This window comes from Pseudomonas sp. R32 (assembly GCF_009866705.1).
In the GTDB taxonomy this organism is placed as follows: domain Bacteria; phylum Pseudomonadota; class Gammaproteobacteria; order Pseudomonadales; family Pseudomonadaceae; genus Aquipseudomonas; species Aquipseudomonas donghuensis.
In genome coordinates, this window is record NZ_CP019396.1 from 5,114,014 (window position 1) to 5,140,431 (window position 26,418).

Here is a 26,418-nt window from a genome sequence, read left to right on the forward strand (position 1 = left end):
ATCGGTAGCGCCGATTGCATGCCAGCATCAGCTGACTGATCCGGCGTCGGCTCCACGTATCGAGCGAGGTGACGTCATGAGTATTTTTAGCCACTTCCAACAACGTTTCGAGTCTACCCGTCAGGAAGAACTTTCGCTGCAAGAGTACCTTGAGCTCTGCAAAAGCGATCGCAGCGCTTATGCCTCGGCGGCCGAACGCCTGTTGATGGCTATCGGCGAACCGGAACTGGTCGACACCTCGAACAACTCAAGGCTGTCGCGCATCTTCTCCAACAAGGTGATCCGCCGCTATCCGGCCTTTGAAGACTTCCATGGCATGGAAGAATGCATCGACCAGATCGTGTCCTATTTCCGCCACGCCGCTCAGGGCCTGGAAGAGAAGAAACAGATCCTGTACCTGCTGGGCCCGGTGGGCGGCGGTAAATCGTCCCTGGCCGAAAAGCTCAAACAACTGATGGAGAAGGTGCCCTTCTATGCGATCAAGGGCTCGCCGGTATTCGAGTCGCCCCTGGGGCTGTTCAACGCCGCGGAAGACGGCGCAATCCTCGAAGAAGACTTCGGCATCCCGCGGCGCTACCTGAACACCATCATGTCGCCCTGGGCGACCAAGCGACTGGCCGAGTTCGGGGGCGACATCAGCCAGTTCAAGGTGGTCAAACTCTACCCGTCGATCCTCAACCAGATCGCCGTGGCCAAGACCGAACCGGGTGACGAGAACAACCAGGATATTTCCGCCCTGGTGGGCAAGGTCGATATCCGCAAACTCGAGGAATACCCACAGAACGACGCCGACGCCTACAGCTACTCGGGCGCGCTGTGCCGGGCCAACCAGGGCCTGATGGAATTCGTCGAGATGTTCAAGGCACCGATCAAAGTCCTGCACCCATTGCTGACGGCCACCCAGGAAGGTAACTACAACAGTACCGAAGGCCTCGGTGCGATCCCCTACTCCGGGATCCTGCTGGCCCACTCCAACGAATCGGAATGGCACAGCTTCCGCAACAACAAGAACAACGAGGCCTTCATCGACCGGATCTACATCGTCAAGGTGCCGTACTGCCTGCGGGTCAGCGACGAGATCAAGATCTACGACAAGCTGCTGTTCAACAGTTCGCTGGCCAAGGCCCATTGCGCGCCTGACACCCTGAAGATGCTCGCCCAGTTCACCGTGCTGTCGCGGCTCAAAGAGCCGGAAAACTCGAACATCTACTCGAAAATGCGCGTGTATGACGGCGAGAACCTTAAGGATACCGATCCCAAGGCCAAGTCGATCCAGGAGTACCGCGACGCGGCCGGGGTGGACGAAGGCATGAACGGCCTGTCGACCCGTTTCGCCTTCAAGATCCTCTCCAAGGTGTTCAACTTCGACCCTCATGAGATCGCCGCCAACCCGGTGCACCTGCTGTATGTGCTGGAACAGCAGATCGAACAGGAACAATTCCCGGCCGAAGTGCGCGAACGCTACCTACGCTACCTGAAGGAGTACCTGGCACCGCGCTACATCGAGTTCATCGGCAAGGAAATCCAGACCGCTTACCTGGAGTCCTACAGCGAATACGGGCAGAACATCTTCGACCGCTACGTGCTGTATGCCGACTTCTGGATCCAGGACCAGGAGTACCGCGACCCGGAAACCGGCGAGATCCTCAACCGCATCGCCCTCAACGAAGAGCTGGAGAAGATCGAGAAACCGGCCGGTATCAGCAATCCGAAGGACTTCCGCAACGAGATCGTCAACTTCGTGCTGCGCGCCCGGGCCAACAACAACGGCAAGAACCCGACCTGGCTAAGCTACGAAAAACTGCGGGTGGTGATCGAGAAGAAAATGTTCTCCAACACCGAAGACCTGCTGCCGGTCATCAGCTTCAACGCCAAGGCCAGCAAAGAGGATCAACAAAAACACAACGACTTCGTCACCCGAATGGTGGAACGCGGCTACACAGACAAGCAAGTTCGGCTGCTCTCGGAATGGTACCTGCGGGTCAGAAAATCGCAATAAGCGGCAAGCTGCAAGCTGTCAGCTGCAAGCCGCGCACGTATGTCAAATGCGTGTCGCGCTTGCAGGTGCAGCGGTGATCCAACTTGAAGCTTGCAGCTACCGCCTACTCCCGGAGGGGCCTATGAGCTATGTGATCGACCGACGCCTGAACGGCAAGAACAAGAGCACGGTCAACCGCCAGCGCTTTTTGCGACGGTACCGTGAACACATCAAGAAAGCCGTCGAGGAGGCCGTAAGCCGCCGCTCCATTACCGACATGGAACATGGCGAACAGATCAGCATTCCCGGTCGCGACATCGACGAGCCGGTGTTGCACCATGGCCGTGGCGGCAAGCAAACGGTGGTGCACCCGGGTAACAAGGAGTTCACTGCCGGCGAGCATATCGCCCGTCCGCAAGGGGGCGGCGGGGGCGGCGGCCGTGGCAAGGCCGGTAACTCCGGCGAAGGCATGGACGAGTTCGTCTTCCAGATCACCCAGGAAGAATTTCTCGAGTTCATGTTCGAGGACCTCGAACTGCCCAACCTGGTCAAACGCCACCTGACCGGCACCGACACCTTCAAGACCGTGCGCGCCGGTATCAGCAACGAAGGCAACCCGTCACGCATCAACATCATCCGCACCCTGCGTTCGGCCCATGCCCGGCGCATCGCCTTGTCCGGCAGCAGCCGGGCGAAATTGCGCGTAGCCCAAGAGGAACTGGCGAGACTCAAGCGAGAAGAACCGGATAACTTCGGCGATATTCAGGAAATAGAAGCAGAAATCGAGCGTCTGAGCGCCCGTATTCACCGCGTGCCGTTTCTCGATACCTTCGACCTCAAGTACAACCTGCTGGTCAAGCAACCCAACCCCAGCTCCAAGGCGGTGATGTTCTGCCTGATGGACGTTTCCGGCTCCATGACCCAGGCCACCAAGGACATCGCCAAGCGCTTCTTCATCCTCCTGTACCTGTTCCTCAAGCGTAATTACGACAAGATCGAGGTGGTGTTCATTCGCCACCACACCAGCGCCCGCGAAGTGGACGAAGAGGAGTTCTTCTATTCCCGGGAAACCGGCGGCACCATCGTATCCAGCGCCTTGAAACTGATGCAGGAGATCATGGCCGAACGCTACCCGGCCAATGAATGGAACATCTACGCCGCCCAGGCCTCGGACGGCGACAACTGGAATGACGACTCACCGATTTGCCGCGAGATCCTCTCCAATCAGATCATGCCGTTCGTCCAGTACTACACTTACGTTGAAATCACCCCTCGCGAACATCAGGCATTGTGGTACGAGTATGAGCGTATCGGCGAAGCCTTTGTCGATACATTCGCCCAGCAGCAGCTGGTGTCGGCCGGCGATATCTATCCGGTCTTCCGTGAACTCTTCCAGCGCAGGTTAGTGACATGACCGCTAGAGAGCAGAAGCGCCACCCCATTTCTACCGGGTCCGAATGGACGTTCGAACTGATCCAGGCCTATGACCGGGAAATCAGCCGCCTGGCCGAGCGCTATGCCCTGGATACCTACCCCAACCAGATCGAGGTGATCACCGCCGAGCAGATGATGGATGCCTATGCCTCTGTCGGCATGCCGCTGGGGTATCACCACTGGTCCTACGGTAAACACTTCCTCAGCACTGAAAAGTCCTATAGCCGCGGTCAGATGGGCCTGGCCTATGAGATCGTGATCAACTCCGACCCCTGCATCGCCTACCTGATGGAAGAAAATACCATCTGCATGCAGGCGCTGGTGGTCGCCCACGCCTGCTACGGGCACAACAGCTTCTTCAAGGGCAACTACCTGTTCCGCACCTGGACCGACGCCAGTTCGATCATCGACTACCTGGTCTTCGCCAAGCAGTACATCACCCAGTGCGAAGAGCGTCACGGCATCGATGCCGTGGAAGACCTGCTCGACTCCTGCCACGCCCTGATGAACTATGGCGTCGACCGCTATAAACGGCCCTACCCGATTTCTGCCGAAGAGGAGCGGCGCCGGCAGAAAGAACGCGAAGAACACCTGCAGAAACAAATCAACGACCTGTGGCGCACGATTCCCAAGGGTACCGACAAAAACAGTGAACGCGACAACGCGCGCTTCCCAGCCGAACCCCAGGAAAACATCCTCTACTTCATCGAAAAACATGCGCCATTGCTCGAGCCCTGGCAGCGCGAAGTCGTGCGCATCGTGCGCAAGATCGCCCAGTACTTCTACCCGCAGCGCCAGACCCAGGTGATGAACGAAGGCTGGGCGACCTTCTGGCACTACACCCTGATGAACGACCTGTACGACGAAGGCCTGGTGACCGAAGGCTTCATGATGGAGTTCCTGCAGTCGCACACCAGCGTGGTGTTCCAGCCCGGCTTCGACAGCCCTTACTACAGCGGTATCAATCCCTATACCCTGGGCTTTGCCATGTACCGCGACATCCGCCGCATGTGCGAGCACCCCACTGAAGAGGACCGCCGCTGGTTCCCCGAGATCGCCGGCAGCGACTGGCTGTCGACGATCAAGTTCGCCATGAGCAGCTTCAAGGACGAAAGCTTCATCCTCCAGTACCTGTCGCCCACGGTAATCCGCGACCTCAAACTGTTCAGCATTCTCGATGACGACCAGCGCGAGGACCTGCTGGTGCCGGCCATCCACGACGAAAGTGGCTACCGGATCATCCGCGAAACCCTGGCCGCCCAGTACAACCTCGGCAACCGTGAACCCAACGTGCAGATCTGGAGCATTGACCGTCGTGGCGACCGCTCGCTGACCCTGCGCCACCAGCAACACGACCGCAAACCCCTGGGTGACTCCACAGAAGAGGTTTTAAAGCACCTGCACCGCCTCTGGGGCTTCGATATTCACCTGGAGACCCTGCAGGGCGACCAGGTGATGAAAACCCACCACGTGCCGCCCAGAGGCGAACACGGCGAAGCGGACTACGGTCGCCTGGACCTGGCTGTAGTACACCTCTAGCGCGCCCTCCGTTGCTGCCAGACAGGTTATCCTGTGGCATCAACGGAGGTTTTACATGCAGATCTACAAAGTCGGCGGCGCCGTACGCGACCGCCTGCTCGGCAGGCCGGTCAGTGATATCGACTGGGTGGTGGTCGGCGCCACTGCGCAACAGATGCAAGCCCTGGGTTATCGGCCAGTCGGTGCCGATTTCCCGGTGTTCCTGCACCCGAAGAGTGGCGAGGAATATGCCCTGGCACGCACCGAGCGCAAGAGCGGGCGTGGCTACGGCGGTTTCACTTTTCATGCCAGCCCCGAGGTCACCCTTGAGGAAGACCTGATCCGCCGCGACCTGACCATCAATGCCATGGCCGAAGACGACCAGGGCAATGTCTGCGATCCGTACAACGGTCAAAAAGATCTTGAAGCGCGTATTTTACGCCACGTATCACCGGCGTTCGCCGAAGATCCCCTGCGAGTACTGCGCGTCGCCCGCTTTGCTGCGCGCTATGCCAGCCTGGGGTTCAGCGTAGCCGCGGAAACCATCGAACTGATGCGCGAACTCAGCGAGTCCGGCGAGCTGCAGGCGCTGACCGCCGAACGCAGCTGGAAGGAAATTGCCCGCGCGCTGATGGAAGATCAACCACAGGTATTCATCCAGGTTCTGCGTGATTGCGGCGCCCTCAAGCAGTTGATGCCGGAGCTCGATGCCCTGTTCGGCGTGCCGCAGCCCGAGGCCCATCATCCGGAGATCGACAGTGGCATCCACACCCTCTCGGTACTCGAACAAGCCGCCCTGCACCAACAACCCCTGAGCGTGCGCTGGGCCTGTTTGCTGCACGACCTGGGCAAGGGCCTTACCCCGCAAGCGCAATGGCCACGGCACATCGCTCACGAGCAGCGCGGCCTGAAGTTGATCACGGCGGTGAACCAGCGCTTCAAGGCGCCCCGTGAATGCCAGGAGCTGGCGTTGCTGGTAGGCGAGTACCACACCCACTGCCACCGGGCACTGGAGTTACGCGCCTCGACCTTGCTGGAATTGCTGCAGAGCTTCGACGTGTATCGACGGCCACAGCGCTTCGAGGAGTTTATCGCCGCGTGCGAGATGGACGCCCGGGGCCGCAAAGGGCTGGAGCAGCGCGATTACCCACAGGCGGACTATTTGCGCGGTGCGGCAGCGGCAGCGCGGGCGGTGCAGGTGCAGCCGCTGGTGCAGAAAGGGTTGACCGGGCAGGCACTGGGTGAGGCGCTCAAGGGTGAGCGGCTGAAGGCGTTGAAGGCCTACAAGGACGACGCCAAGCGGTAATGCGTGTCGCCTTCATCGCTGGCAAGCCAGCTCCCACAGGGCCTGCCTACACCGGACCTTGTGGGAGCTGGCTTGCCAGCGATGGGGTCAAATCCTGGTTAGTTGTTGCCCACGCCAGTCGAACGGCACCGGCGCCAGCACTTGCTTGATCTGCGCCTCGGCCCACAGTTGCCCCATGGTTTTACCGGCGCCCGGGTGCATCAGCTCAGGCGCGATCAACGCCAGCGGCCACAGCACAAATGCGTTCTTGAGAATCTCCGCCCGCGGCAATACCAGGCCATCAAAACTGCCATGCAGATCGTTGTACATCAGCACATCGATATCCAGCGGCAAGCCCTTGCGCTCAGGGGCATAGCGGCCATTGTCGGCCTCGATGAACTTGAGCCGGCGGTCCAGCTCCATCAGCGGCAGCGTGGTCAGGCCGGTGACCACCAGGTTGAAGAACGGCCCGCTCTTGATGCCCACGGCCTGGCTCTCGAACACCGCCGAACAGTGCATGTCGCTCAGCACGTCGGCCAGGGCATCGAGCCCGGCGGTCAAATGCCGCTCACGCTCGATATTGCTGCCCAGCCCGAGGTAAACCCTGTTCAGAGACATCCGCGCTCGATCTCCACACCCACCCCACTGGCAGCAGGTACTGCACCCGGCTTGGTCAGCTTCAGGTGCAACCAGGGAATCTGGAATTCGCTCATCAACACCGCCGCCAGACGCTCGGCGAAGGTTTCCACCAACTGGAATTCGGACTGTTCGGCAAACGCCTGGATGCGCGCCGAGACACTGGCGTAGTCCAGGGCCAGGGTCAGGTCGTCACCGGCCGCGGCCGGGCGATTGTCCCAGGCAAAACTCAGGTCCAGGCGCAGGCACTGGCGGATTCCGCGCTCCCAGTCGTAGGCACCGATCACGGTATCGACTTCCAGCCCTTCGATGAACACTCTGTCCAAGCACTTTTCTCCACAGCACGACAAGGGCGCGTTGCGCCGTTAGAATCAGGGCGTCCTCGCCCGGAATGGTTAGCATGTTTTGGTTACTGGCGCTGTGCGCCTACCTGCTCGGCTCTCTGTCCTTTGCCATTGTCCTCAGCCGCCTCAATGGCAGCCCGGACCCGCGCATGAGCGGTTCAGGCAATGCCGGTGCGACCAACATGCTGCGCCTGGCCGGCCGCAAACTGGCGGTCCTGACCCTGCTTGGCGACCTGTGCAAGGGCTTGCTGCCGGTGCTGATCGCCAATCTTGTTGGCCTCGACCTGCAGCAACAGGCCTGGATCGGCGTGTGCGCGGTGATTGGCCATCTGTTCCCGGTGTACTTTCGCTTTCGCGGCGGCAAAGGTGTCGCCACCGCCGCCGGCATGCTGCTGGGGCTCTACCCGCCAGCCGCCTTGCTGGCCATCAGCGCCTGGCTGCTGACCTTCTACCTGACCCGCACCAGCTCGCTCGCGGCACTGGTCGCAACGCCTCTGACCCTGCCGCTGTTGGCCTGGCGCGAGCCGGAAGCGCTGCTGCCGATCAGCGTGCTGACGGTGCTGATCGTCTGGCGTCACCGCGGCAATCTACGCGACCTTTTCGCCGGACGCGAACGGCATTTCTGAATCCACTGCATGAGCAACGCTCAGTTTCACAGCGGCGCCAGTTGCTCCATCGGCCAACGCGCCTGCACGCTGATTGCCAGGCTTTCCTGCTGGCCGGCAGCCAGACGCTGACAGCCGGCGTAGGCAATCATAGCTCCGTTGTCGGTGCAAAATTGCGGACGGGCGTAGTACACATTGCCCTTGAGACCGGCCAGCATGTCCTCCAGCGAGGCGCGCAAGGCCCTGTTGGCGCTGACGCCGCCAGCGATCACCAGGCGCTTGAGGCCGGTCTGCTTGAGGGCACGCTTGCACTTGATGGTCAAAGTCTCCACCACCGCCTGCTGGAAGGCCAGCGATACGTCGCAACGAGTTTGTTCACCGTCGTCTCCAGCACTCTGGCACTGCTGCCAGGTGTTGAGGGCGAAGGTTTTCAATCCGCTGAAGCTGAAGTCCAGCCCCGGACGATCGGTCATCGGCCGCGGGAAGACAAAGCGCCCGGGCACGCCCTGGGTCGCCAGCCGGGCGATCTCTGGGCCACCCGGGTAAGGCAGGCCGATCAGCTTGGCGGTCTTGTCGAAGGCTTCGCCAGCGGCGTCATCGAGGGTCTCGCCGAGCAGCTCGTAGCGCCCGATACCATCGACCCGTACCAACTGGGTATGCCCGCCCGATACCAGCAAAGCGACGAACGGGAATTCCGGCGGCTGCTCTTCGAGCATCGGCGCCAGCAGGTGGCCTTCCATGTGGTGCACGCCCAGCGCTGGAATACCCCAGGCAAACGCCAGGGCCTGGGCACAGGAGGCGCCCACCAGCAGAGCACCGACCAGGCCGGGGCCTGCGGTATAGGCGATGGCGTCGATCTCGGTGGCGACGCAGTCGGCTTCGGCCAGCACCTGGCGGATCAACGGCAGCATACGCTTGACGTGATCACGCGAGGCCAGCTCCGGCACAACGCCGCCATACACGCGGTGCAGGTCGATCTGACTAAACAATGCATCGGCCAAAAGGCCGCGTTCACTGTCGTATAATGCGACGCCGGTTTCGTCGCAGGATGTTTCCAATCCCAGTACTAGCATGGGTCCGTGCCTTGTTGAGGCTGAATTCGAAGGCGCGCATGATAGTCCCCGCTCCCGACGCCGACCAGCGGTTTTCGATCAGAGGCTTTGCATTCCGGTCGGCTAAGGGTTAACATCCGCAACCCTTAAAAACCGACGTTCTCCAGCGCACATTTTTGCCACGAGTTCGTTGACCCCGGTAATGAATGAAGGTAGCTCTGGATGCCAGCCGTCAAAGTTAAAGAGAATGAACCCTTCGACGTAGCTCTGCGTCGTTTCAAGCGCTCCTGCGAAAAAGCCGGTGTTCTGGCTGAAGTTCGTAGCCGCGAATTTTACGAGAAGCCGACTTCTGAGCGTAAGCGCAAAGCAGCAGCCGCTGTTAAACGTCACGCCAAGAAAGTTCAGCGCGAACAGCGCCGCGCCGTTCGTCTGTACTAATACAGACGTCCGTCGCAAGCTTCTGCCTCGCCCGGCCCAAAGCCGGGCTGCCGGCAGTTGTTGCTTGATCCTTTGGCCTTCGGGCCCAAGGCGTCCTGTTGCCATGCAACATGGACAACCTGCCTGAATCGTCAGAACTGGCCGCAACGCCAGCTGTGCACGTCCTTCCTGACGAGCCCTCACCGGCTGCAGACGAGCACGTCTTTCCGTATTTTGTGTTACGCCATTCGACATCGCTCGAACGCGCAGCCGTTCCCGCCGCATTAGCGATTACACTTGCTTATCGCCTGATGATGAGAGTGCCATGGCCGGGCTGATTCCCCAGAGTTTTATCGACGACCTGCTTAACCGTACCGACATCGTCGATGTGGTGAGTTCGCGCGTGCAGCTGAAAAAAGCTGGCAAGAACCTCACGGCCTGCTGCCCGTTCCACAAGGAAAAGACCCCGTCGTTCAGCGTCAGCCCCGACAAACAGTTCTATTACTGCTTTGGCTGTGGCGCGGGCGGCAACGCCCTTGGCTTCATCATGGACCACGACAACCTGGATTTCCCCCAGGCTGTCGAGGAACTGGCCAAGGCCGCCGGCATGGAGGTGCCCCGCGAAGACAGCGGGCGCGGCCACAAGCCCCGGCAACCGGTCGATTCACCGCTGTACCCGCTGCTTGAAGCGGCCGCCGAGTTCTATCGCCAGGCACTGCGCAGCCACCCGACGCGTAAATCGGCGGTCGACTATCTCAAGGGCCGCGGCCTGTCCGGCGAGATCGCCCGCGACTTTGGCCTCGGTTTCGCCCCGCCTGGCTGGGACAACCTGTTCAAGCACCTGAGCAGCGATACCCTGCAACAAAAAGCCATGATCGACGCCGGCCTGCTGATCGAGAACGCCGAGTCCGGCAAACGCTACGACCGCTTCCGCGACCGAGTGATGTTTCCGATCCGCGACAGCCGTGGCCGGGTCATCGCCTTCGGCGGCCGGGTGCTGGGCGACGACAAGCCCAAGTACCTCAACTCCCCGGAAACCCCGGTGTTCCACAAGGGCCAGGAGCTGTACGGGCTGTACGAGGCACGTAAATTCAACCGCAACCTCGATGAAATCATCGTGGTCGAAGGCTACATGGACGTCATCGCCCTTGCGCAACAAGGCCTGCGCAACGCGGTGGCGACCCTGGGTACGGCCACCAGCGAAGAGCACCTCAAGCGCCTGTTTCGCGTCGTGCCCAGCGTGCTGTTCTGTTTCGACGGCGACCAGGCTGGCCGCAACGCCGCCTGGCGCGCCCTGGAAGCAACACTTTCGAGCCTGCAGGACGGGCGCAAGGCGCGCTTTCTGTTTTTGCCCGAAGGCGAAGACCCGGACACCCTGGTACGCGCCGAAGGCACCGACGCTTTCCGCGCCCGTATCAACCAGCATGCTCAACCGCTGGCCGATTACTTTTTCCAGCAACTGACCGAAGAAGCCGACCCACGCTCGCTCGAGGGCAAGGCGCACATGGCCACCCTCGCTGCACCGTTGATCGAAAAAGTGCCCGGGGCCAACCTGCGCGCACTGATGCGCAATCGCCTCAAGGAAATCACCGGGCTGGACAACCAGCAGGTCGAACAACTGGCGCACTCCGCGCCGGTCGAAGCACCGCCCAGCTATGACCCGGGCATCGATTACGATGCCATTCCCGACTACACGCCGGACTACGGCGATTTTCACCAGCCCGAGTACACACCACCGCAACAGCAGTGGGCACCGAACAAGGGCGGCAAGAAAAAATGGGAAGGCAAGCCCTGGGACAAGAAGGGCAAACCCTGGGAGCGCAACGGCCAGCGCCAGGATGCCCCGCCACGGGTGCCGACCTCGGTAGAACCGCCGACCTTGAGCGCCTTGCGCACCCTCCTGCACCACCCGCAACTGGCGAAAAAGGTCGAGGACGCCAGCCAGCTGGCGGCCGAGGAACACGTCTACGCCCAGTTGCTGGTGGCCCTGCTGGAGGCGTTGCAAAAGAATCCTGAGCTACGCTCACTACAGCTGATCGCCCGCTGGCACGGCACCGAACAAGGCCGCTTGCTCAGGGCCTTGGCAGAAAAGGAATGGCTGATCGATGCCGACAACCTTGAACAACAGTTTTTCGACACTATAACTAGCTTGTCCGCTCGCCAACGCGAGCGCAGCCTGGAACATCTGCTCAGGAAAGCACGTCAAAGTGACTTGAGCGCAGAGGAAAAAAATCAGCTGCGTGACCTGTTAAGCCGTAATGTTCCCGCACAAACCCCGACCTCAACTGGCGCGTGAGGTCCTAGCTCGGGTATAATCCTCGGCTTGTTTTTTGCCCGCCAAGACCTTCAGTGGATAGGGTGTTATGTCCGGAAAAGCGCAACAGCAGTCTCGCATCAAAGAGTTGATCACCCGCGGTCGTGAGCAGGGCTACCTGACTTACGCGGAGGTCAACGACCACCTGCCAGAGGATATTTCAGATCCGGAGCAGGTGGAAGACATCATCCGCATGATCAACGACATGGGGATCAACGTATTCGAGAGTGCTCCGGATGCGGATGCCCTTTTGTTGGCCGAAGCCGACACCGACGAAGCCGCAGCTGAAGAAGCCGCCGCAGCGTTGGCGGCTGTGGAAACCGATATTGGTCGCACGACTGACCCGGTGCGCATGTACATGCGTGAAATGGGTACCGTCGAGCTTCTGACCCGCGAAGGCGAAATCGAAATCGCCAAGCGGATCGAAGAAGGTATTCGCGAAGTCATGGGTGCTATCGCCCACTTCCCGGGTACTGTCGAGCACATCCTCTCCGAGTACGATCGCGTCACCACCGAAGGTGGCCGCCTGTCCGACGTTCTCAGCGGCTACATCGACCCGGACGACGGCATTGCGCCGCCGGCCGAAGTACCGCCGCCGATCGACCCGAAAGCACCGGCCAAGGCCGAAGCTGACGACGAAGACGAAGAGAAGGAAGGTGACGAGGAAGAGGAAGAGACCGAAAGCGGTCCCGACCCGGAAGTCGCTCGTCAGCGCTTCGGTGCCGTTCAGGATCAACTGAACGCCACCCTCAAGGTTCTGAAGAAGAACGGCCGCAGCCACAAGGACAGCCTCAAGGCGATGCTCGATCTGGCTGAGCTGTTCATGCCGATCAAGCTGGTGCCCAAGCAGTTCGAAGCCCTGGTTGAGCGCGTTCGTAGTGCCCTGGACCGTCTGCGTCAGCAAGAGCGCGCCATCATGCAACTGTGCGTCCGTGACGCGCGCATGCCACGTGCCGATTTCCTGCGCCTGTTCCCGAGCAACGAAATCGACCAGACCTGGGCCAGCGACCTGGCCAAGCGCAGCACCAAATGGGCAACCGCCCTGGGTGAGAAGAGCGACGCCATCGTGGCCTGTCAGCAGAAGCTGATCGACCTCGAAAGCGAAACCGGCCTGACCATCGCCGAGATCAAGGACATCAACCGTCGCATGTCGATCGGTGAAGCCAAGGCTCGTCGTGCCAAGAAAGAAATGGTCGAGGCCAACCTGCGTCTGGTTATCTCGATCGCCAAGAAGTACACCAACCGCGGTCTGCAGTTCCTCGACCTGATCCAGGAAGGCAACATCGGCCTGATGAAGGCGGTGGACAAGTTCGAATACCGTCGTGGTTACAAGTTCTCGACCTATGCCACCTGGTGGATCCGCCAGGCGATCACCCGCTCGATCGCCGACCAGGCCCGCACCATCCGTATTCCGGTGCACATGATCGAGACGATCAACAAGCTCAACCGTATTTCCCGGCAGATGTTGCAGGAAATGGGTCGCGAACCGACCCCGGAAGAGCTGGGTGAGCGCATGGAAATGCCAGAGGACAAGATCCGCAAGGTATTGAAGATCGCCAAAGAGCCGATCTCCATGGAAACCCCGATCGGTGACGACGAAGATTCGCATCTGGGGGACTTCATCGAAGACTCCACCATGCAGTCGCCAATCGATGTGGCCACGGTCGAAAGCCTCAAGGAAGCGACCCGTGACGTGCTCTCCGGTCTGACCGCACGCGAAGCCAAGGTGCTGCGCATGCGTTTCGGTATCGATATGAACACCGATCACACTCTCGAAGAAGTCGGTAAACAGTTCGATGTGACCCGTGAGCGGATCCGTCAAATTGAAGCCAAGGCGCTGCGCAAGCTGCGCCACCCGACGCGAAGCGAGCATCTGCGCTCCTTCCTCGACGAGTGACGACAAACCCCGGCCCAGGCCGGGGTTTTTCTTTTCCGGCGAACGGTGCTTTTAAGCCTTTGCCCACTACCCCGCCACTTGAATGCCCGTCTACACTCGAATCAATCCACCTGTGTGACGAGGCCGTTATGCCCCGAATGCCGGCCCTTCTGTTGGCCCTCCTGCTTGTCTGGAGTGCAACGGCCGGCGCCCTGACCCTGACTGACGAAGAACAAGCCTGGCTCAGCGCGCATCCGCAGCTGCGCCTGGGCGTCGATGCATCCTGGCCACCATTCGAATACCGGGACCAGGATGGTCGCTACCAGGGATTGGCCGCCGACTACATTGCCCTGATCCAGGATCGCCTGAATGTGCAGTTCAAGCCGATCGAACCGATCAGTTGGACCGCTGTACTCGAGCAGGCACGCAAGAACAACCTCGACCTGTTGCCAGGCATCATGTCGACACCGGAGCGCCAGAGCTATCTGGCCTTCACCCGCCCCTACCTGGATTTCCCGATCGTCATCCTCGCCCATGACGGCGGCCCGCAACCGCGCACCATCAAGGACCTGTACGGCCTGAAAATCGCCGTGGTGGAGAACTACGCGCCCCATGAACTGCTGCGTACCCATCACCCGGACCTCAACCTGGTAGCCCTGCCCAATGTCAGCTCGGCGCTGCAGGCCCTGGCCACCGACGAGGTGGATGCAGTGGTTGGCGACCTCGCCTCGAGCATCTGGAGCCTGCGCCAGCTCAAGCTCGAAGGCCTGTACGTCAGCGGCGAAACGCCCTACCGCTATCAGCTGGCCATGGCCGTGCCGCAGGAGCAGAAAATCCTGGTCAGCATCCTCGACAAAGTCATGGCCGACATGAGCCCCAACGAAATCAGCAACATCCAGGAGCGCTGGGTCGGCAAGGTGCTCGATCACCGCACGCTCTGGTACGACCTGCTGATCTACGGCCTGCCTGCCTTGCTGCTGTTGATCGCGGTCCTGGCGGCCGTGATCCGCGTCAACCGGCGCCTGAGTTCGGAGATTTCCCGGCGCATTGCCCTGGAACAGGAACTGCGCAGCAGCGAGTACCACTACCGCGGCCTGATCGAGAGCCTGTCAGCCATTGCCTGGGAAGCCGACGCCAACGATTTCACCTACAGCTACGTTTCGCCCCACGCCGAAGGCCTGCTCGGCTACCCCTTGAGCCAATGGCTGCGTCCGGGCTTCTGGCGCAGCATCATTCACCCTGACGACGCACTTTGGGCCCAGGCCTTCTGCGACAGCGAAACCGCTGCCGGGCGCGATCACAGCCTGGACTACCGGGTGATCCGCGCCGACGGCCGCAGCCTGTGGGTGCGCGATATCGTCAGCCTGATCGAACACGGGCACAAGCCGGTGATGCGCGGGTTGATGATCGACATCAGCGAAACCAAGAACGCCGAAGAAGCCCTGCGCCTGTCCGAACAAAAGTTCGCCTCGGTGTTCCAGCAATGTCCGGACATCCTGGTCATCGCCCGCATGAGCGACGGCTGCCTGCTGGAGGTCAACGAAGCCTTCGAAGAGCAGATTGGCCTGAGCCCGGCGCAGGTGCTGGGCCGCACCGCGACCGAACTGAACATCTGGGGCATCGACGGCATCGGCCCCGACCTGCTCAAACGCTTGCAGGCAGGCAGCATCCGCAACCTGGAAATGCTCTTCCGGCGCAGCAACGGCCAGGTGTTCACCGGCTTGACCTCCGCCGAAACCTTCCAGCTCGACAGCACGCCGGCACTGGTCGTGGCGGTTAGGGACATCAGTCAGCTAAAGGAAACCCAGGAACAGCTGCAAACCTCCGAAGAGAAGTTCGCCAAAGCCTTCCACGCCTCTCCTGACGGCCTGCTGCTGTCACGCCAGAGCGACGGCCTGCTGATCGAGGTGAACGAAGGCTTCTGCCGACTGACCGGCTACGACACCCATATGTCGCTGGACCACACGTCGCTGGACCTGGGTATCTGGGTCGACCTCAACGAGCGCCGCCGCCTGTTGGACATGCTCCAGCGCGATGGTTTCGTACGTGATTTCAGCTGTCATATCCGCCGCAGCGACGGTCAAATCCGCCTGTGCGAGCTATCCGCCAGGCCATTACCGATCGCCGGCGTTGACTGCATGCTGACCATCGCCCGCGACATCACCGAGCGCCACCTGATGCAGGAAAAACTGCAACTGGCCGCCACGGTGTTCGAGAACACCGCCGAAGGGGTACTGATCACCGATACCGACCAACGCATCAGCGCCGTCAACCGCGCCTTCAGCGAAATCACCGGCTACAGCGAGTTCGAAGCCCTGGGCCAGACCCCGCGCCTGCTGGCCTCCGGTCAGCACGACAGTGCCTTCTACGTGGCCATGTGGCACCAGTTGACTGCCGAGGGCCATTGGCAAGGCGAAATCCATAACCGGCGCAAGAACGGCGAGGTCTACCCCAGCTGGCTGACCATCAGCGCGGTGCGCAGCAGCGAACGCGGCATCACCCACTTTGTCGCGGTGTTCGCCGACATCTCCAGCCTCAAGCACGCGCAAGCCAAGCTCGATTACCAGGCCCATCACGATCCGCTCACCGGCTTGCCCAACCGCACTCTGTTCGAAAGCCGTCTGCAGGCTGCACTCAACTGCGCCCAAGCCTCGCAGCGCCAAGGCGCAGTGCTGTTTCTCGACCTCGATCGTTTCAAGCACATCAATGACAGCCTCGGCCATCCGGTGGGTGATCTGCTACTCAAAGCCATCGCCCAGCGACTCAAGGATCAGGTGCGCGATATCGACACCGTGGCGCGCCTGGGTGGCGACGAGTTCATCATCCTCCTGCCCGGCCTGCACCAGCCCAGTGATGCCGGGCACATCGCGCACAAGCTGCTGGCCTGCTTCGGGGCGCCGTTCCAGGCCGGCGAGCACGAGTTCTTCACCAGCGCCAGCATCGGCACCAGCCTGTATCCACAGGACGGCACCGACGTCGCCTCACTGATCCGCAACGCCGACGCCGCCATGTACCGCTCCAAGGCCAAAGGCCGCAACCGGGTCGAGTCCTACACCCGCGACCTCACCGCCCAGGCCAGCGAACGCATCGCCCTGGAGCACGAGCTGCGCCGGGCTATCGAGCGCAATGAGCTGAGCCTGTGCTACCAGCCCAAGTTCAGCCTGAAAACCCAGAGCCTGGTAGGCGCCGAAGCACTGATCCGCTGGACCCACCCAAGCTTCGGCGACGTTCCACCGGAACATTTCATCCCACTGGCCGAAGAAAACGGCATGATCCTGCAACTGGGTGACTGGGTGCTGGAACAGGCCTGCCAGCAAATGCAGGCATGGAAGCACGACTACCTGGCGTTCGGCCCGCTATCGGTCAACCTGGCCGGCGCCCAACTGCGCCAGCCAAGCCTGGTCAAGCGCATCGAACAGTTGCTCAAGACCCACCAGCTCAAGGCTGGCGACCTGCAACTGGAGATCACCGAGAACTTCATCATGAGCCAGGCCGAAGAAGCCCTGGCCATCCTCCACCAGCTCAAGCAGTTGGGCGTGCAACTGGCGATCGATGACTTCGGCACCGGCTACTCGTCACTGAGCTACCTCAAACGCCTGCCGCTGGATATCCTCAAGATCGACCAGTCGTTCATCCGCGGCCTGCCGGACGATCCCCACGACGCCGCCATCGCCCGCGCGATCATTGCCCTGGGGCGCAGTATGCAACTGACCATAATTGCCGAAGGGGTGGAAAGCCAGGCCCAGCAGCAGTTCCTGGCAGCCGAAGGGTGCGAGCAGATCCAGGGCTACATCGTCAGCCTGCCGCTGCCAGCCGGGGAATTTGCCGCGACATTCCTTCGCATAGCACTTTCGGATCTTTCGGATAGCACAGCCTGGAAACCCTCGTTATAATCCGCGTCCACTGGGGCCTATAGCTCAGTTGGTTAGAGCAGGGGACTCATAATCCCTTGGTCGCAGGTTCGAGTCCTGCTGGGCCCACCAAACAAAAAACCGCGCATTGCGCGGTTTTTTTGTGCCTGCGATAGAAACCGGTTTCACCTGCGCTGCCTGAACTTCCCCAGCAACTTGTCACCGACGATCAACGGCACCCACACCAGTGGTATGACAAAGAAGCTGAGCAAGGCCAAAACAGTGAAAAGAACGCGCTTCAATAACTGCAGCGCGCCAAAGGTCTTATTACGAATCATCTCGAACCCTGAGCAATGAACATGCAGCGGCATCCGTGCCGCTGGTACTGTCACCACTCTAGTTGGTTCTCTCAGAAACGCACCCGAAGCAGGGTGCGCCAGAAGTTCTTCAGCGGCGAAATGCGATGCTTGTCCCAGTTGCGTTGCCAGAACTCATCCTCGTTCTTGACCAGCGCTTCGATATCGCTGCCCGTCGCTGACGCCGCATGCTGACGGAACAACATCGGGAACACGCAGTGCTGTTTGATGCGCTGCTTGAACAGCACATCCACCGGCGTACCGTCGTAAGGTGTTTCAGCCAGGATCCGGCAGCCCGCAGGCGACAGGATGTACGCATGCAGGGCCACCACGCGACCGCGAGCGATGTAGGGAAACCAGGTCAGCCAGGTCCTGCCCATGCTGTACCCCAGGTGCAGCACTTCAAAACTGCGCGTGCGAATAAAGCGATTGACCCAACGGATAGGCGCCGCCTTTAACGCATAGGCCTGGACGTCATCCTCGAAGATCAGCACGCGCTGCAAACCTTCAGCCAATGCCTGGCGTGCCAAGGCCTGATGGGACTCATAACAGCCCCTGACCGGATCATCGCTACGCTCGACAACGTGGAAGATCACCTGATTCTGGATCAGGCTGCCAACGGTCTGCCTGAACAACTCGCGCCGGTCGTTTCGCTCTTTGATCGAAATGCAATAAACAGCATCAACGTCGAAGTGGATCTTGCTCATCTTGCAACCCTTCCAGCATCAGCCAGCGCCGGATATCGACCAAGCCGTAAAAACGCACGATTTTACTGTGCAACCACTGCCACTACCAAGCCATTACTGACGCCGGCGCATTTGTCCTGGCGTCACACCATAGTGCTGCTGAAACAAGGCAATAAACGCCGACACCGAGTCGTAGCCCAACTCGTTGGCCAGCGCCGTGACACTCATGCCCTGGGCCAGCAGCGGCAACGCCGCAAGCAGGCGCAGGCGCTGTCGCCATTCCCGGAACGACAACTGCGTCTGCGCCTGGAACAATCGCACCAGGGTACGCCGTGAAGCCCCTACCTGCTGCGCCCAGTCCTCAATGCTGCGGTTATCCGCAGGGGTGGCCTGCAAGGCTTCGGTGATCCGCCGCAAGCGCGGGTCGCTGGGCAGTGGCAGGCCAAATGGCGCCTCGGGCAGCTCGCGCAACTCATCGACCAACACCTGCAGCAGCCGCGCCTGGGCCCCTTGTGCGGGATATTCCGGTGCAAAGCGGCTGGCCTTGGCGATCAGCTCGCGCACCAGCGGCGTGACCTGCAGCACGCCACAGGGGCGCTGGTAACCATTGAGCAGCGAGTCGTCCAGGTACAGCCCGCGAAACTCGATGGCCTGGTCGCTATAGGCGGTGTGCTCGACGCCAGCCGGTATCCATAACGCACATTGCGGCGGCAACAGGTAACTGTGGTGTTCGGTCAGTACCTGCATGATGCCGGCACTGGCATAGGTGAACTGCACCCAGGGATGACTGTGCATCTGCACCCGATGGCCCGCCGGAATAGCAAACATGCGCCGGTACACCGGGCCCGGCAGTTGCTGAAAGTCCGGCAGCGGCGGCACTTCGCTAGCTTGTCTCATTGACAGCATCGTCTGTCTCCTTTGCTCAAGTGAGCCGACAAGGACCGATGTTAGCCTGCGCCCGGCTTCGTTGAACAACCCAAGGAGAGACCGATGAGCAGCCATGTACGTGAAAACCGTTTGAGCGTGCCCGCCATTCAGCAGCGCAAGGGGGCTGGCAATCTGGTGGTGCTAACGGCGTACAGCATGCCGATGGCACGCTGGGTGGATGCCGAGGCCGATGTGATCATTGTCGGCGACTCGCTTGGTATGGTGCTGTATGGCATGCCCAGCACCCTGGGGGTCACCCTGGAGATGATGATTGCCCATGGCCAGGCGGTGATGCGTGGGGCCCAGCGCGCCTGTGTGGTTATCGATCTGCCGTTTGGCAGCTATCAGGCTTCGCCTGAACAGGCGTTCCTCAGTGCCGCCCGACTGCTGCGCGAAACCGGCGCCCAGGGCGTCAAGCTTGAAGGCGGTGAAGAGTTGGCCGAGACCGTAGCGTTTCTCACCCGCCGCGGTATTCCGGTAATGGCCCATGTCGGTCTGATGCCGCAACAAGTCAACAGCCTCGGCGGTTTCAAGGCCCAGGGCCGGGATGATCAGAGCGCCGCCAAGGTGCGTCAGGATGCCCTGGCCATGCAGGGCGCAGGCGCTTTCTCGGTCGTACTGGAAGGCATCGCCGAACCTCTGGCCCGGCGTCTGAGCGAGGAGTTGGCGATCCCCACCATCGGTATCGGCGCGTCGCCAGCCTGCGATGGTCAGGTGCTGGTCACCGAGGATTTGCTGGGGCTGTTCGGTGAATACCAGCCACGCTTCGTCAAGCGTTTCGCCGACCTGCAGCCACAGATTGCCCAAGCCCTGGCCGCCTATGCCCGGGAAGTGCGCGACGGCAGCTTTCCCCAGGCCGAACACTGCTTCAAGGCGCGCTGAGCACAGACGCCTTGCCCAAGGGTGAGGGCAATGGATAGGCTATCGCGCTTATTCCATGAGCCGCAAAATGCGGCTCTTGCCAGAGAGTGCCCATGTCCGACAGCCGCCCCGTCGCCCTCGACGAAATCGATCGCCAGCTGATCTCGCTGCTGCAGATCAACGCCCGTGAAAGCGTCGCCACGCTCGCCCGGCAACTGGGCATCGCGCGCACCACGGTGACCTCGCGCCTGGCCCGCCTGGAAAAGACCAAGGTCATCAGCGGCTATGGCGTGCGCCTGGGCCAGCGCCTGATCGATGGTGGCCTGCAGGCTTATGTCGGCATCAAGGTGCAACCGCGCTCGGGCAAGGACGTGGTGCGGCGCCTGAGCGCCATGGGCCAGGTACAGCAATTGTGCGCGGTCAGCGGCGAATTCGATTACGTCGCCTGGCTGCGCAGCGACTCGCCCGAGCAACTCGACCAGTTGCTCGATCAGATCGGCAGCGTTGATGGGGTGGAAAAGACCACTACCTCGATCATCCTCAGCAGCAAGGTGGATCGCGGGCAGCCGGTTTGACACACCAGGCAATCATCCCCCCGGATGATCAGTTGCCCCACGTATAGGCTGGTTACAGGCTTGCCGCTTGACGGTAAAGCCTAGCGACCAAAAACTATACGCAGGTAACGTACAGAGCATGGAAGCACTTTTCGTCGAATTGCCGGCCTTTTCACGTTATCGCCACGACTACCTGGATGACGAGGCCTTCAGGTCCTTGCAGTTTGTACTGATGCTCAATCCCCAGGCTGGCTCAGTCATCCAGGGTACAGGAGGCCTGCGCAACGCCAGTCGCTCAGACAGATGCTCGATCTGGAAATCGAAGCGAGGACTTAAAATGAAACGCGATGTTTTCTCCGAACTGAGCGAAGGCTTCGATGCCCTTGCCCAGGCGCGTCAGGGCAAGCTGACCCTGCGCTCGCACAAAGTACAACTCGCCGAGCTGATGGCGGTATCGGCCGAAGAGCTTGTGGCTATTCGTGAACGCCTGAACATGTCTCGCGCGGTATTCGCCATGTATCTGCGCACCAATGCCCGTACCCTGGAAAACTGGGAGCAAGGCAGGGCGCGCCCCAACGCCCAGGCTGTGACACTGATCCGCCTGGTAGAAAAATTCCCCGAAACCGTCGAGCACCTGGCCGCTTTGACCTGACTCGTCGATTTGCCTTAAATAAGCGTCATAATGACCTGAATTAAATCATAACGACGACACTCTGCATCTTAATAACGTAACCCCCACCCCCTAAAATGACCGCCAGTGTTTTTCTATACTCAAGCTCCGCACCCCGCGCAGCGCCTGGCAAGGTCACTTATGAACAAGAACAATCGCCACCCCGCCGACGGCAAGAAACCCATCACTATTTTCGGCCCGGATTTCCCGTTCGCCTTTGACGACTGGATCGAGCACCCGGCCGGCCTGGGCAGCATTCCGGCTGAACGCCACGGCGAAGAAGTGGCCATTGTCGGTGCCGGTATTGCCGGCCTGGTGGCAGCCTACGAACTGATGAAGCTGGGCCTCAAGCCGGTGGTGTACGAAGCCTCGAAAATGGGCGGGCGCCTGCGTTCGCAAACCTTCGAAGGCACCGACGGGATCATCGCCGAGCTCGGCGGCATGCGTTTCCCGGTGTCGTCCACCGCGTTCTATCACTACGTCGACAAGTTGGGGCTGGAAACCAAACCCTTCCCCAACCCGCTGACCCCCGCTTCGGGCAGCACGGTAATCGACCTGGAAGGCCAGACCCACTACGCGGAAAAACTCTCCGACCTGCCCAAGCTGTTTCAGGAAGTGGCTGACGCCTGGGCCGATGCCCTGGAAGACGGCGCCCGCTTCGGCGATATCCAGCAGGCCATCCGCGATCGCGATGTGCCACGCCTGAAAGAACTGTGGAATACCCTGGTACCGCTGTGGGACGACCGCACCTTCTACGATTTCGTCGCCACCTCCAAGGCGTTCGCCAAGCTCAGCTTCCTGCACCGCGAAGTATTCGGCCAGGTCGGTTTCGGCACCGGCGGCTGGGACTCGGACTTCCCCAACTCGATGCTGGAAATCTTCCGTGTGGTGATGACCAACTGCGACGATCACCAGCATCTGGTCGTCGGCGGCGTCGAGCAGGTGCCGCTGGGCATCTGGCGCCATGTGCCGGAGCGCTGCGCGCACTGGCCGGCCGGCACCAGCCTGAGCTCGCTGCATCGCGGCGCGCCACGCCCCGGGGTGAAAAGCATTGCCCGCGACAGCGATGGGCGCCTGGCAGTGACCGATAACTGGGGCGACACCCGCCACTACGCCGCCGTGCTGACCACCTGCCAGAGCTGGCTGCTGACCACCCAGATCGAATGCGAAGAATCGCTGTTCTCGCAGAAAATGTGGATGGCCCTGGACCGCACCCGTTACATGCAGTCATCGAAGACCTTCGTCATGGTCGACCGGCCATTCTGGAAGGACAAGGACCCGCAAACCGGTCGCGACCTGATGAGCATGACCCTGACCGACCGCCTGACCCGCGGCACCTACCTGTTCGACAACGGCGACGACAAGCCGGGGGTGATCTGCCTGTCCTACTCGTGGATGAGCGATGCACTGAAGATGCTCCCGCACCCGGTGGAAAAACGCGTCAAGCTGGCCCTCGATGCGCTGAAGAAGATCTACCCGAAAGTCGATATCGCCGGGCATATCATCGGCGACCCGATCACCGTCTCGTGGGAGGCCGATCCGCACTTCCTCGGCGCCTTCAAAGGCGCCCTGCCCGGCCACTACCGCTACAATCAGCGTATGTACGCGCACTTCATGCAGCAGGACATGCCGACCGAACAGCGCGGCATCTTCATTGCCGGTGACGATGTGTCGTGGACCCCGGCCTGGGTCGAAGGCGCGGTGCAGACTTCGCTCAATGCGGTCTGGGGTATCATGACTCACTTCGGTGGGCATACCCACCCGGACAACCCAGGCCCGGGCGATGTGTTCAATGAGATCGGACCTATCGCCCTGGCCGACTGACGGGAGAATCGCCATGCGCATCGCCCTGTTCCAAGGCGAACCGCAACCGCTGGACCTGCCCGGCAACCTCGAGCGCCTGCACCAGCAGGCGCAACTGGCCGCTGCACGCGGCGCCGAGCTGTTGGTGTGCCCGGAGATGTTCCTGACGGGCTACAACATCGGTAGCGAAGCCGTGGCGCGCCTGGCCGAAGCCGAAGACGGCCCCTCGGCCATGGCCGTGGTGGAGATCGCCCAGAGCAATCGCATTGCCATCGCCTACGGCTACCCGGAGCTGGCGGACGACGGTCAGGTCTTCAATAGCGTGCAACTGATCGACGCCCACGGCAGCAGCCTGTGCAACTACCGCAAGACCCACCTGTTCGGCGGCCTCGACCGGGCGATGTTCAGCCCAGGCCCTGATCACTTCCCGGTGGTCGAGCTCAACGGTTGGCGTCTGGGGATTCTGATCTGCTATGACATCGAGTTCCCGGAAACCGCCCGACGCCTGGCCATGGCCGGTGCCGAGCTGATCCTGGTACCGACGGCGAACATGGTGCCCTTCGACTTCATCGCCCAGGTTACCGTGCGCGCCCGTGCCTACGAGAACCAGTGCTACCTGGTGTACGCCAACTACTGCGGCAGCGAAGACGAGATCCACTACTGCGGGCAAAGCAGTATCGTCGGCCCGGATGGCAGCATCCTGGCCATGGCCGGTCGTGACACGGCGCTGCTGAGCGCCGACCTGGAACTGCAGCGGGTACATCAGGGGCGGGCCAACACCCCTTACCTGCATGACCTGCGCCCCGAGCTCTACAGCACGCCGCGCCGATAATCCGCTAGCATGACGGTTCGCCTGCCTCCGGAGCCGCCATGCCCTGCGCCCTTCATCAACTGACCCTCGACAACGGCCTGCAGGTCAGCCTGCGCCATGCCCCGCAGCTCAAGCGTTGTGCGGCGGCGGTGCGGGTCCAGGCCGGCAGCCATGACGCGCCACGAGCGTGGCCGGGGTTGGCGCACTTTCTCGAGCATCTGTTTTTTCTCGGCACTCAACGCTTCACGCTGGAAGACGGCCTGATGCGCTACGTGCAGCACCACGGCGGTCAGGTCAATGCCAGCACCCGTGAGCGCACTACCGAGTTCTTCTTTGAAGTGCCTCAGGCCGCGTTTGCCGGTGGCCTGGAGCGTCTTTGCGACATGCTCGCGCACCCGCAGTTCGGGCTTGAGCGGCAACTGCGCGAACGCGAAGTAATCCATGCCGAGTTCATTGCCTGGTCGCGCAACGCACAAATGCAGCGGCAGTTTGCCTTGCTTCAGACGGCCGGCCGCGAACATCCCTTGAGCGCTTTTCAGGCGGGCAATCGTTACAGCCTGCAGGTCCAAAGCCCGGCGTTCCAGGCGGCCCTGCGAGATTTTCATCAGCGCTTCTATCAGGCCGGGCAGTTCACCCTGAGCCTGAGCGGGCCGCAGAGCCTTGCACAGCTGGAGGCGCTGGCGCGTCGATTCGCACGTGTGTTCAGCGCCGGGACGACAGTGCAGCAGGCGCTACCACCGAGCTTCAACGGCCAGGCGCCGCTGCTGATGGGTGACAAGCGGCAACTGGATGTGTTGTACCCGTGCGACAACCTTCACCCAGGCGTTGAGCAGGCCATCGACTTTCTCGCAACCTGGTTGAGCGACACCCGGCCTGGCGGGTTATCGGCGACGTTGCATGAACGGGGTTGGCTGGAGCATTTCGAGTTTTCATCGCTCTACAGCTTTGCCGGCCAGGCCCTGCTGCATGCAGGCCTGAAGCTCAACGATGCAGCCAGCGTCGATCAGGTCCTGGCCCTGCTGAGCGACTGGCTGGCGTTTTTGCGCAGCGCCGACCTGAGCGACATCAACCAGGAATACGGCCGATTGCAGCACTGTCGCGAACAGACCGCCAGCGCCTTGGAGCTGGCTCGCCGCGATAGCACCGGGCAACACTTCAAGGCACTGGATGAGCAAGGGTTTGCAGCGCTCGAACGGTTGCTCGACACCCTGCTCGATGGCCAGGCGCAAACACCGCTAGAACCCTGGCGACTGCCCGCTGCCAATCCGCTGCTGAAGATAACGCCTGTAAGCGTTCCTGCCACCGCAGCGCCCGACGGCCTGACCCTGTCTCCTCTGCTCCCACCCATACGCCAGCACGGCGTTGTCTACCTGCGCTGGCAACTGACCTCAGCCTTGCGTGAGCGCCTCTGGCAGGTGCTCGATCGGGCCCTGCAACCACTGCGCGAACAGGCAGCCCAGGCTGGCGTACACCTGCACTGGAGTGCCTGCGACACCTACTGGCAGTTGCGCTGCACCGGTAACGGCGCCGTGGTGCCCACGGTTATCGACCATGCGCTGGCAATCCTGCGGCTGCCAGCGAGCCAAAGCTGGACACCCGCCGCCGCCGAGCAACCCGATTCGATGCCTATCCGGGCCCTGCTCAGGCAGTTACCGGAGCACGTGCTGGGCCGCGTGGACGAGCCGTTACCGGCCTGCACCATCAGCCAGAGCAATCTTGATGCACTGTGGGAGTATTCAACCTGGCAGGGGCTCTCGAGCGGTTTCGGCTTTACCGAACAACAGGCACTGAATCAGGCCCTGGGGAAGGTGCCTGGGCGCGCAGGCAAGCAGCTTCCCCCCCGAATAGAGGCTTTACGCCGCTGGCAAACGCTGCCGCCGCCGGCCAGCGAACACGCGCTTTTGCTGTTTTGCCCGGTCCCGATCGAACACCAAGCCGCTGCCCGACTCCTTGCCCAGCAGTTGCAAGGGCCGTTCTATCAACGGCTGCGAGTCGAGCTGAATTTGGGCTACGCGGTGTTCAGCGCCTTCCGTCAGATTGAAGGCTGCAATGGCCTGCTGCTCGGCGTGCAGTCGCCGTCGGCCAGCCATGCCGAGATCATCGGGCATATCCAGGCAGTGCTCGATGCCCTGCCTGCCACGCTGAGCTGCAACACTGCGGATAAACAGGCACTGGCCGCGCAGTTCGACGAACAGGCCATGGCCAACAATGACGTTGCCGAATGGGCCTGGCAGGCGCATCTGGCCGGTCAGCAGCAGCCGTTGTTGAGCGATCTGCAAGCGGCGATCCTGGCAGTCGAGATGCCACAACTGCAGCGCCTGGCCCGCCAGACGAGCCAGGCCGAACAAGGCTGGCTGTGCCTGGCCAATGGTCCGGCGCCCACTGGAAACTGGCACTGACGCTGGCGATTCTTACCGTCCCTGTAACGACGTTTATCTTA

21 protein-coding genes and 1 tRNA gene are annotated in these 26,418 nt (G+C 61.3%); 16 read left to right on the forward strand and 6 right to left on the reverse strand.

Annotated elements, in window-relative coordinates; all coding sequences use genetic code 11:
• Positions 1-76: 76 nt before the first annotated feature.
• The 4 genes from PspR32_RS23680 to PspR32_RS23695 all read left to right on the forward strand — a co-directional run bounded on the left by PspR32_RS23680 (position 77) and on the right by PspR32_RS23695 (position 6,236).
• On the forward strand, positions 77-1,999 hold the full coding sequence (locus PspR32_RS23680) for a PrkA family serine protein kinase (protein ID WP_010221441.1): 1,923 nt from the start codon (positions 77-79) through the stop codon (positions 1,997-1,999).
• Positions 2,000-2,120: 121 nt separating this feature from the next.
• Positions 2,121-3,392 carry a YeaH/YhbH family protein gene (locus PspR32_RS23685; RefSeq protein ID WP_010221440.1) on the forward strand — a complete coding sequence of 424 codons (1,272 nt, stop codon included), beginning with the start codon at positions 2,121-2,123 and terminating at the stop codon, positions 3,390-3,392.
• Positions 3,389-4,951, forward strand: a complete 1,563-nt coding sequence (locus PspR32_RS23690; RefSeq protein ID WP_010221439.1) for a SpoVR family protein — start codon at positions 3,389-3,391, stop codon at positions 4,949-4,951. The genes PspR32_RS23685 and PspR32_RS23690 overlap by 4 nt, the downstream gene beginning before the upstream one ends.
• A gap of 55 nt (positions 4,952-5,006) precedes the next feature.
• Complete coding sequence (locus PspR32_RS23695; protein WP_010221438.1) at positions 5,007-6,236, forward strand: multifunctional CCA addition/repair protein; 1,230 nt, start codon at positions 5,007-5,009, stop codon at positions 6,234-6,236.
• 87 nt (positions 6,237-6,323) lie between these two features.
• On the opposite strand, the gene folK is transcribed toward PspR32_RS23695, so the two are convergent.
• Both folK and folB read right to left on the reverse strand, forming a co-directional pair.
• Positions 6,324-6,833, reverse strand: a complete 510-nt coding sequence (gene folK, locus PspR32_RS23700) for a 2-amino-4-hydroxy-6-hydroxymethyldihydropteridine diphosphokinase (protein ID WP_010221437.1) — start codon at positions 6,831-6,833, stop codon at positions 6,324-6,326.
• On the reverse strand, positions 6,824-7,177 hold the full coding sequence (folB, locus tag PspR32_RS23705) for a dihydroneopterin aldolase (RefSeq protein ID WP_010221436.1): 354 nt from the start codon (positions 7,175-7,177) through the stop codon (positions 6,824-6,826). The genes folK and folB overlap by 10 nt, the downstream gene beginning before the upstream one ends.
• 74 nt (positions 7,178-7,251) lie before the next feature.
• Between folB and plsY the strand changes: the two genes are divergently transcribed.
• The gene (plsY, locus tag PspR32_RS23710) at positions 7,252-7,821 is read left to right on the forward strand and encodes a glycerol-3-phosphate 1-O-acyltransferase PlsY (RefSeq protein ID WP_174242311.1); all 570 of its coding nucleotides are present in this window, start codon (positions 7,252-7,254) and stop codon (positions 7,819-7,821) included.
• Positions 7,822-7,847: 26 nt separating this feature from the next.
• Here plsY and tsaD read toward each other — a convergent pair whose 3' ends face one another.
• Positions 7,848-8,873 (reverse strand): tRNA (adenosine(37)-N6)-threonylcarbamoyltransferase complex transferase subunit TsaD, encoded by a 1,026-nt coding sequence (gene tsaD, locus PspR32_RS23715; RefSeq protein ID WP_159389243.1) that lies wholly within the window; start codon positions 8,871-8,873, stop codon positions 7,848-7,850.
• 201 nt (positions 8,874-9,074) lie between these two features.
• Here tsaD and rpsU point away from each other — a divergent pair, with 201 nt between their 5' ends.
• The 5 genes from rpsU to PspR32_RS23740 all read left to right on the forward strand — a co-directional run bounded on the left by rpsU (position 9,075) and on the right by PspR32_RS23740 (position 17,442).
• A complete protein-coding gene (gene rpsU, locus PspR32_RS23720) occupies positions 9,075-9,290 on the forward strand; it encodes a 30S ribosomal protein S21 (protein ID WP_002551877.1) in 216 nt (71 codons plus the stop codon).
• 304 nt (positions 9,291-9,594) lie between these two features.
• Positions 9,595-11,565, forward strand: a complete 1,971-nt coding sequence (gene dnaG, locus PspR32_RS23725) for a DNA primase (RefSeq protein ID WP_010221433.1) — start codon at positions 9,595-9,597, stop codon at positions 11,563-11,565.
• Between the two features lie 67 nt (positions 11,566-11,632).
• Positions 11,633-13,480 carry an RNA polymerase sigma factor RpoD gene (rpoD, locus tag PspR32_RS23730; protein ID WP_010221432.1) on the forward strand — a complete coding sequence of 616 codons (1,848 nt, stop codon included), beginning with the start codon at positions 11,633-11,635 and terminating at the stop codon, positions 13,478-13,480.
• A 128-nt stretch (positions 13,481-13,608) separates the two neighbouring features.
• A complete protein-coding gene (locus PspR32_RS23735) occupies positions 13,609-17,352 on the forward strand; it encodes an EAL domain-containing protein (protein WP_159389244.1) in 3,744 nt (1,247 codons plus the stop codon).
• A gap of 13 nt (positions 17,353-17,365) precedes the next feature.
• A tRNA-Ile gene (locus PspR32_RS23740) sits at positions 17,366-17,442 on the forward strand.
• A gap of 53 nt (positions 17,443-17,495) precedes the next feature.
• Here the strand turns inward: PspR32_RS23740 and PspR32_RS23745 are convergent.
• From PspR32_RS23745 to PspR32_RS23755, 3 genes are all read right to left on the reverse strand, one after another.
• Entirely contained in the window at positions 17,496-17,648 is a 153-nt protein-coding gene (locus PspR32_RS23745; protein ID WP_158491188.1) for a hypothetical protein, read from the reverse strand.
• Positions 17,649-17,719: 71 nt separating this feature from the next.
• A complete protein-coding gene (locus tag PspR32_RS23750) occupies positions 17,720-18,373 on the reverse strand; it encodes a hypothetical protein (RefSeq protein ID WP_036995047.1) in 654 nt (217 codons plus the stop codon).
• Positions 18,374-18,466: 93 nt separating this feature from the next.
• Positions 18,467-19,249, reverse strand: a complete 783-nt coding sequence (locus PspR32_RS23755) for an AraC family transcriptional regulator (protein WP_036995080.1) — start codon at positions 19,247-19,249, stop codon at positions 18,467-18,469.
• 93 nt (positions 19,250-19,342) lie between these two features.
• Here PspR32_RS23755 and panB point away from each other — a divergent pair, with 93 nt between their 5' ends.
• From panB to pqqF, 6 genes are all read left to right on the forward strand, one after another.
• The gene (gene panB / locus PspR32_RS23760; RefSeq protein ID WP_010221429.1) at positions 19,343-20,161 is read left to right on the forward strand and encodes a 3-methyl-2-oxobutanoate hydroxymethyltransferase; all 819 of its coding nucleotides are present in this window, start codon (positions 19,343-19,345) and stop codon (positions 20,159-20,161) included.
• A gap of 92 nt (positions 20,162-20,253) precedes the next feature.
• On the forward strand, positions 20,254-20,715 hold the full coding sequence (locus tag PspR32_RS23765; protein WP_010221428.1) for an Lrp/AsnC family transcriptional regulator: 462 nt from the start codon (positions 20,254-20,256) through the stop codon (positions 20,713-20,715).
• 316 nt (positions 20,716-21,031) lie between these two features.
• Entirely contained in the window at positions 21,032-21,346 is a 315-nt protein-coding gene (locus tag PspR32_RS23770; RefSeq protein ID WP_036995046.1) for a helix-turn-helix domain-containing protein, read from the forward strand.
• A gap of 159 nt (positions 21,347-21,505) precedes the next feature.
• Positions 21,506-23,188, forward strand: coding sequence for a flavin monoamine oxidase family protein (locus PspR32_RS23775; protein WP_010221426.1), 1,683 nt, complete (start codon positions 21,506-21,508; stop codon positions 23,186-23,188).
• Between the two features lie 13 nt (positions 23,189-23,201).
• Complete coding sequence (locus tag PspR32_RS23780; protein WP_010221425.1) at positions 23,202-23,999, forward strand: carbon-nitrogen hydrolase family protein; 798 nt, start codon at positions 23,202-23,204, stop codon at positions 23,997-23,999.
• Between the two features lie 38 nt (positions 24,000-24,037).
• A complete protein-coding gene (gene pqqF, locus PspR32_RS23785; RefSeq protein WP_159389245.1) occupies positions 24,038-26,377 on the forward strand; it encodes a pyrroloquinoline quinone biosynthesis protein PqqF in 2,340 nt (779 codons plus the stop codon).
• Positions 26,378-26,418: the final 41 nt, after the last annotated feature.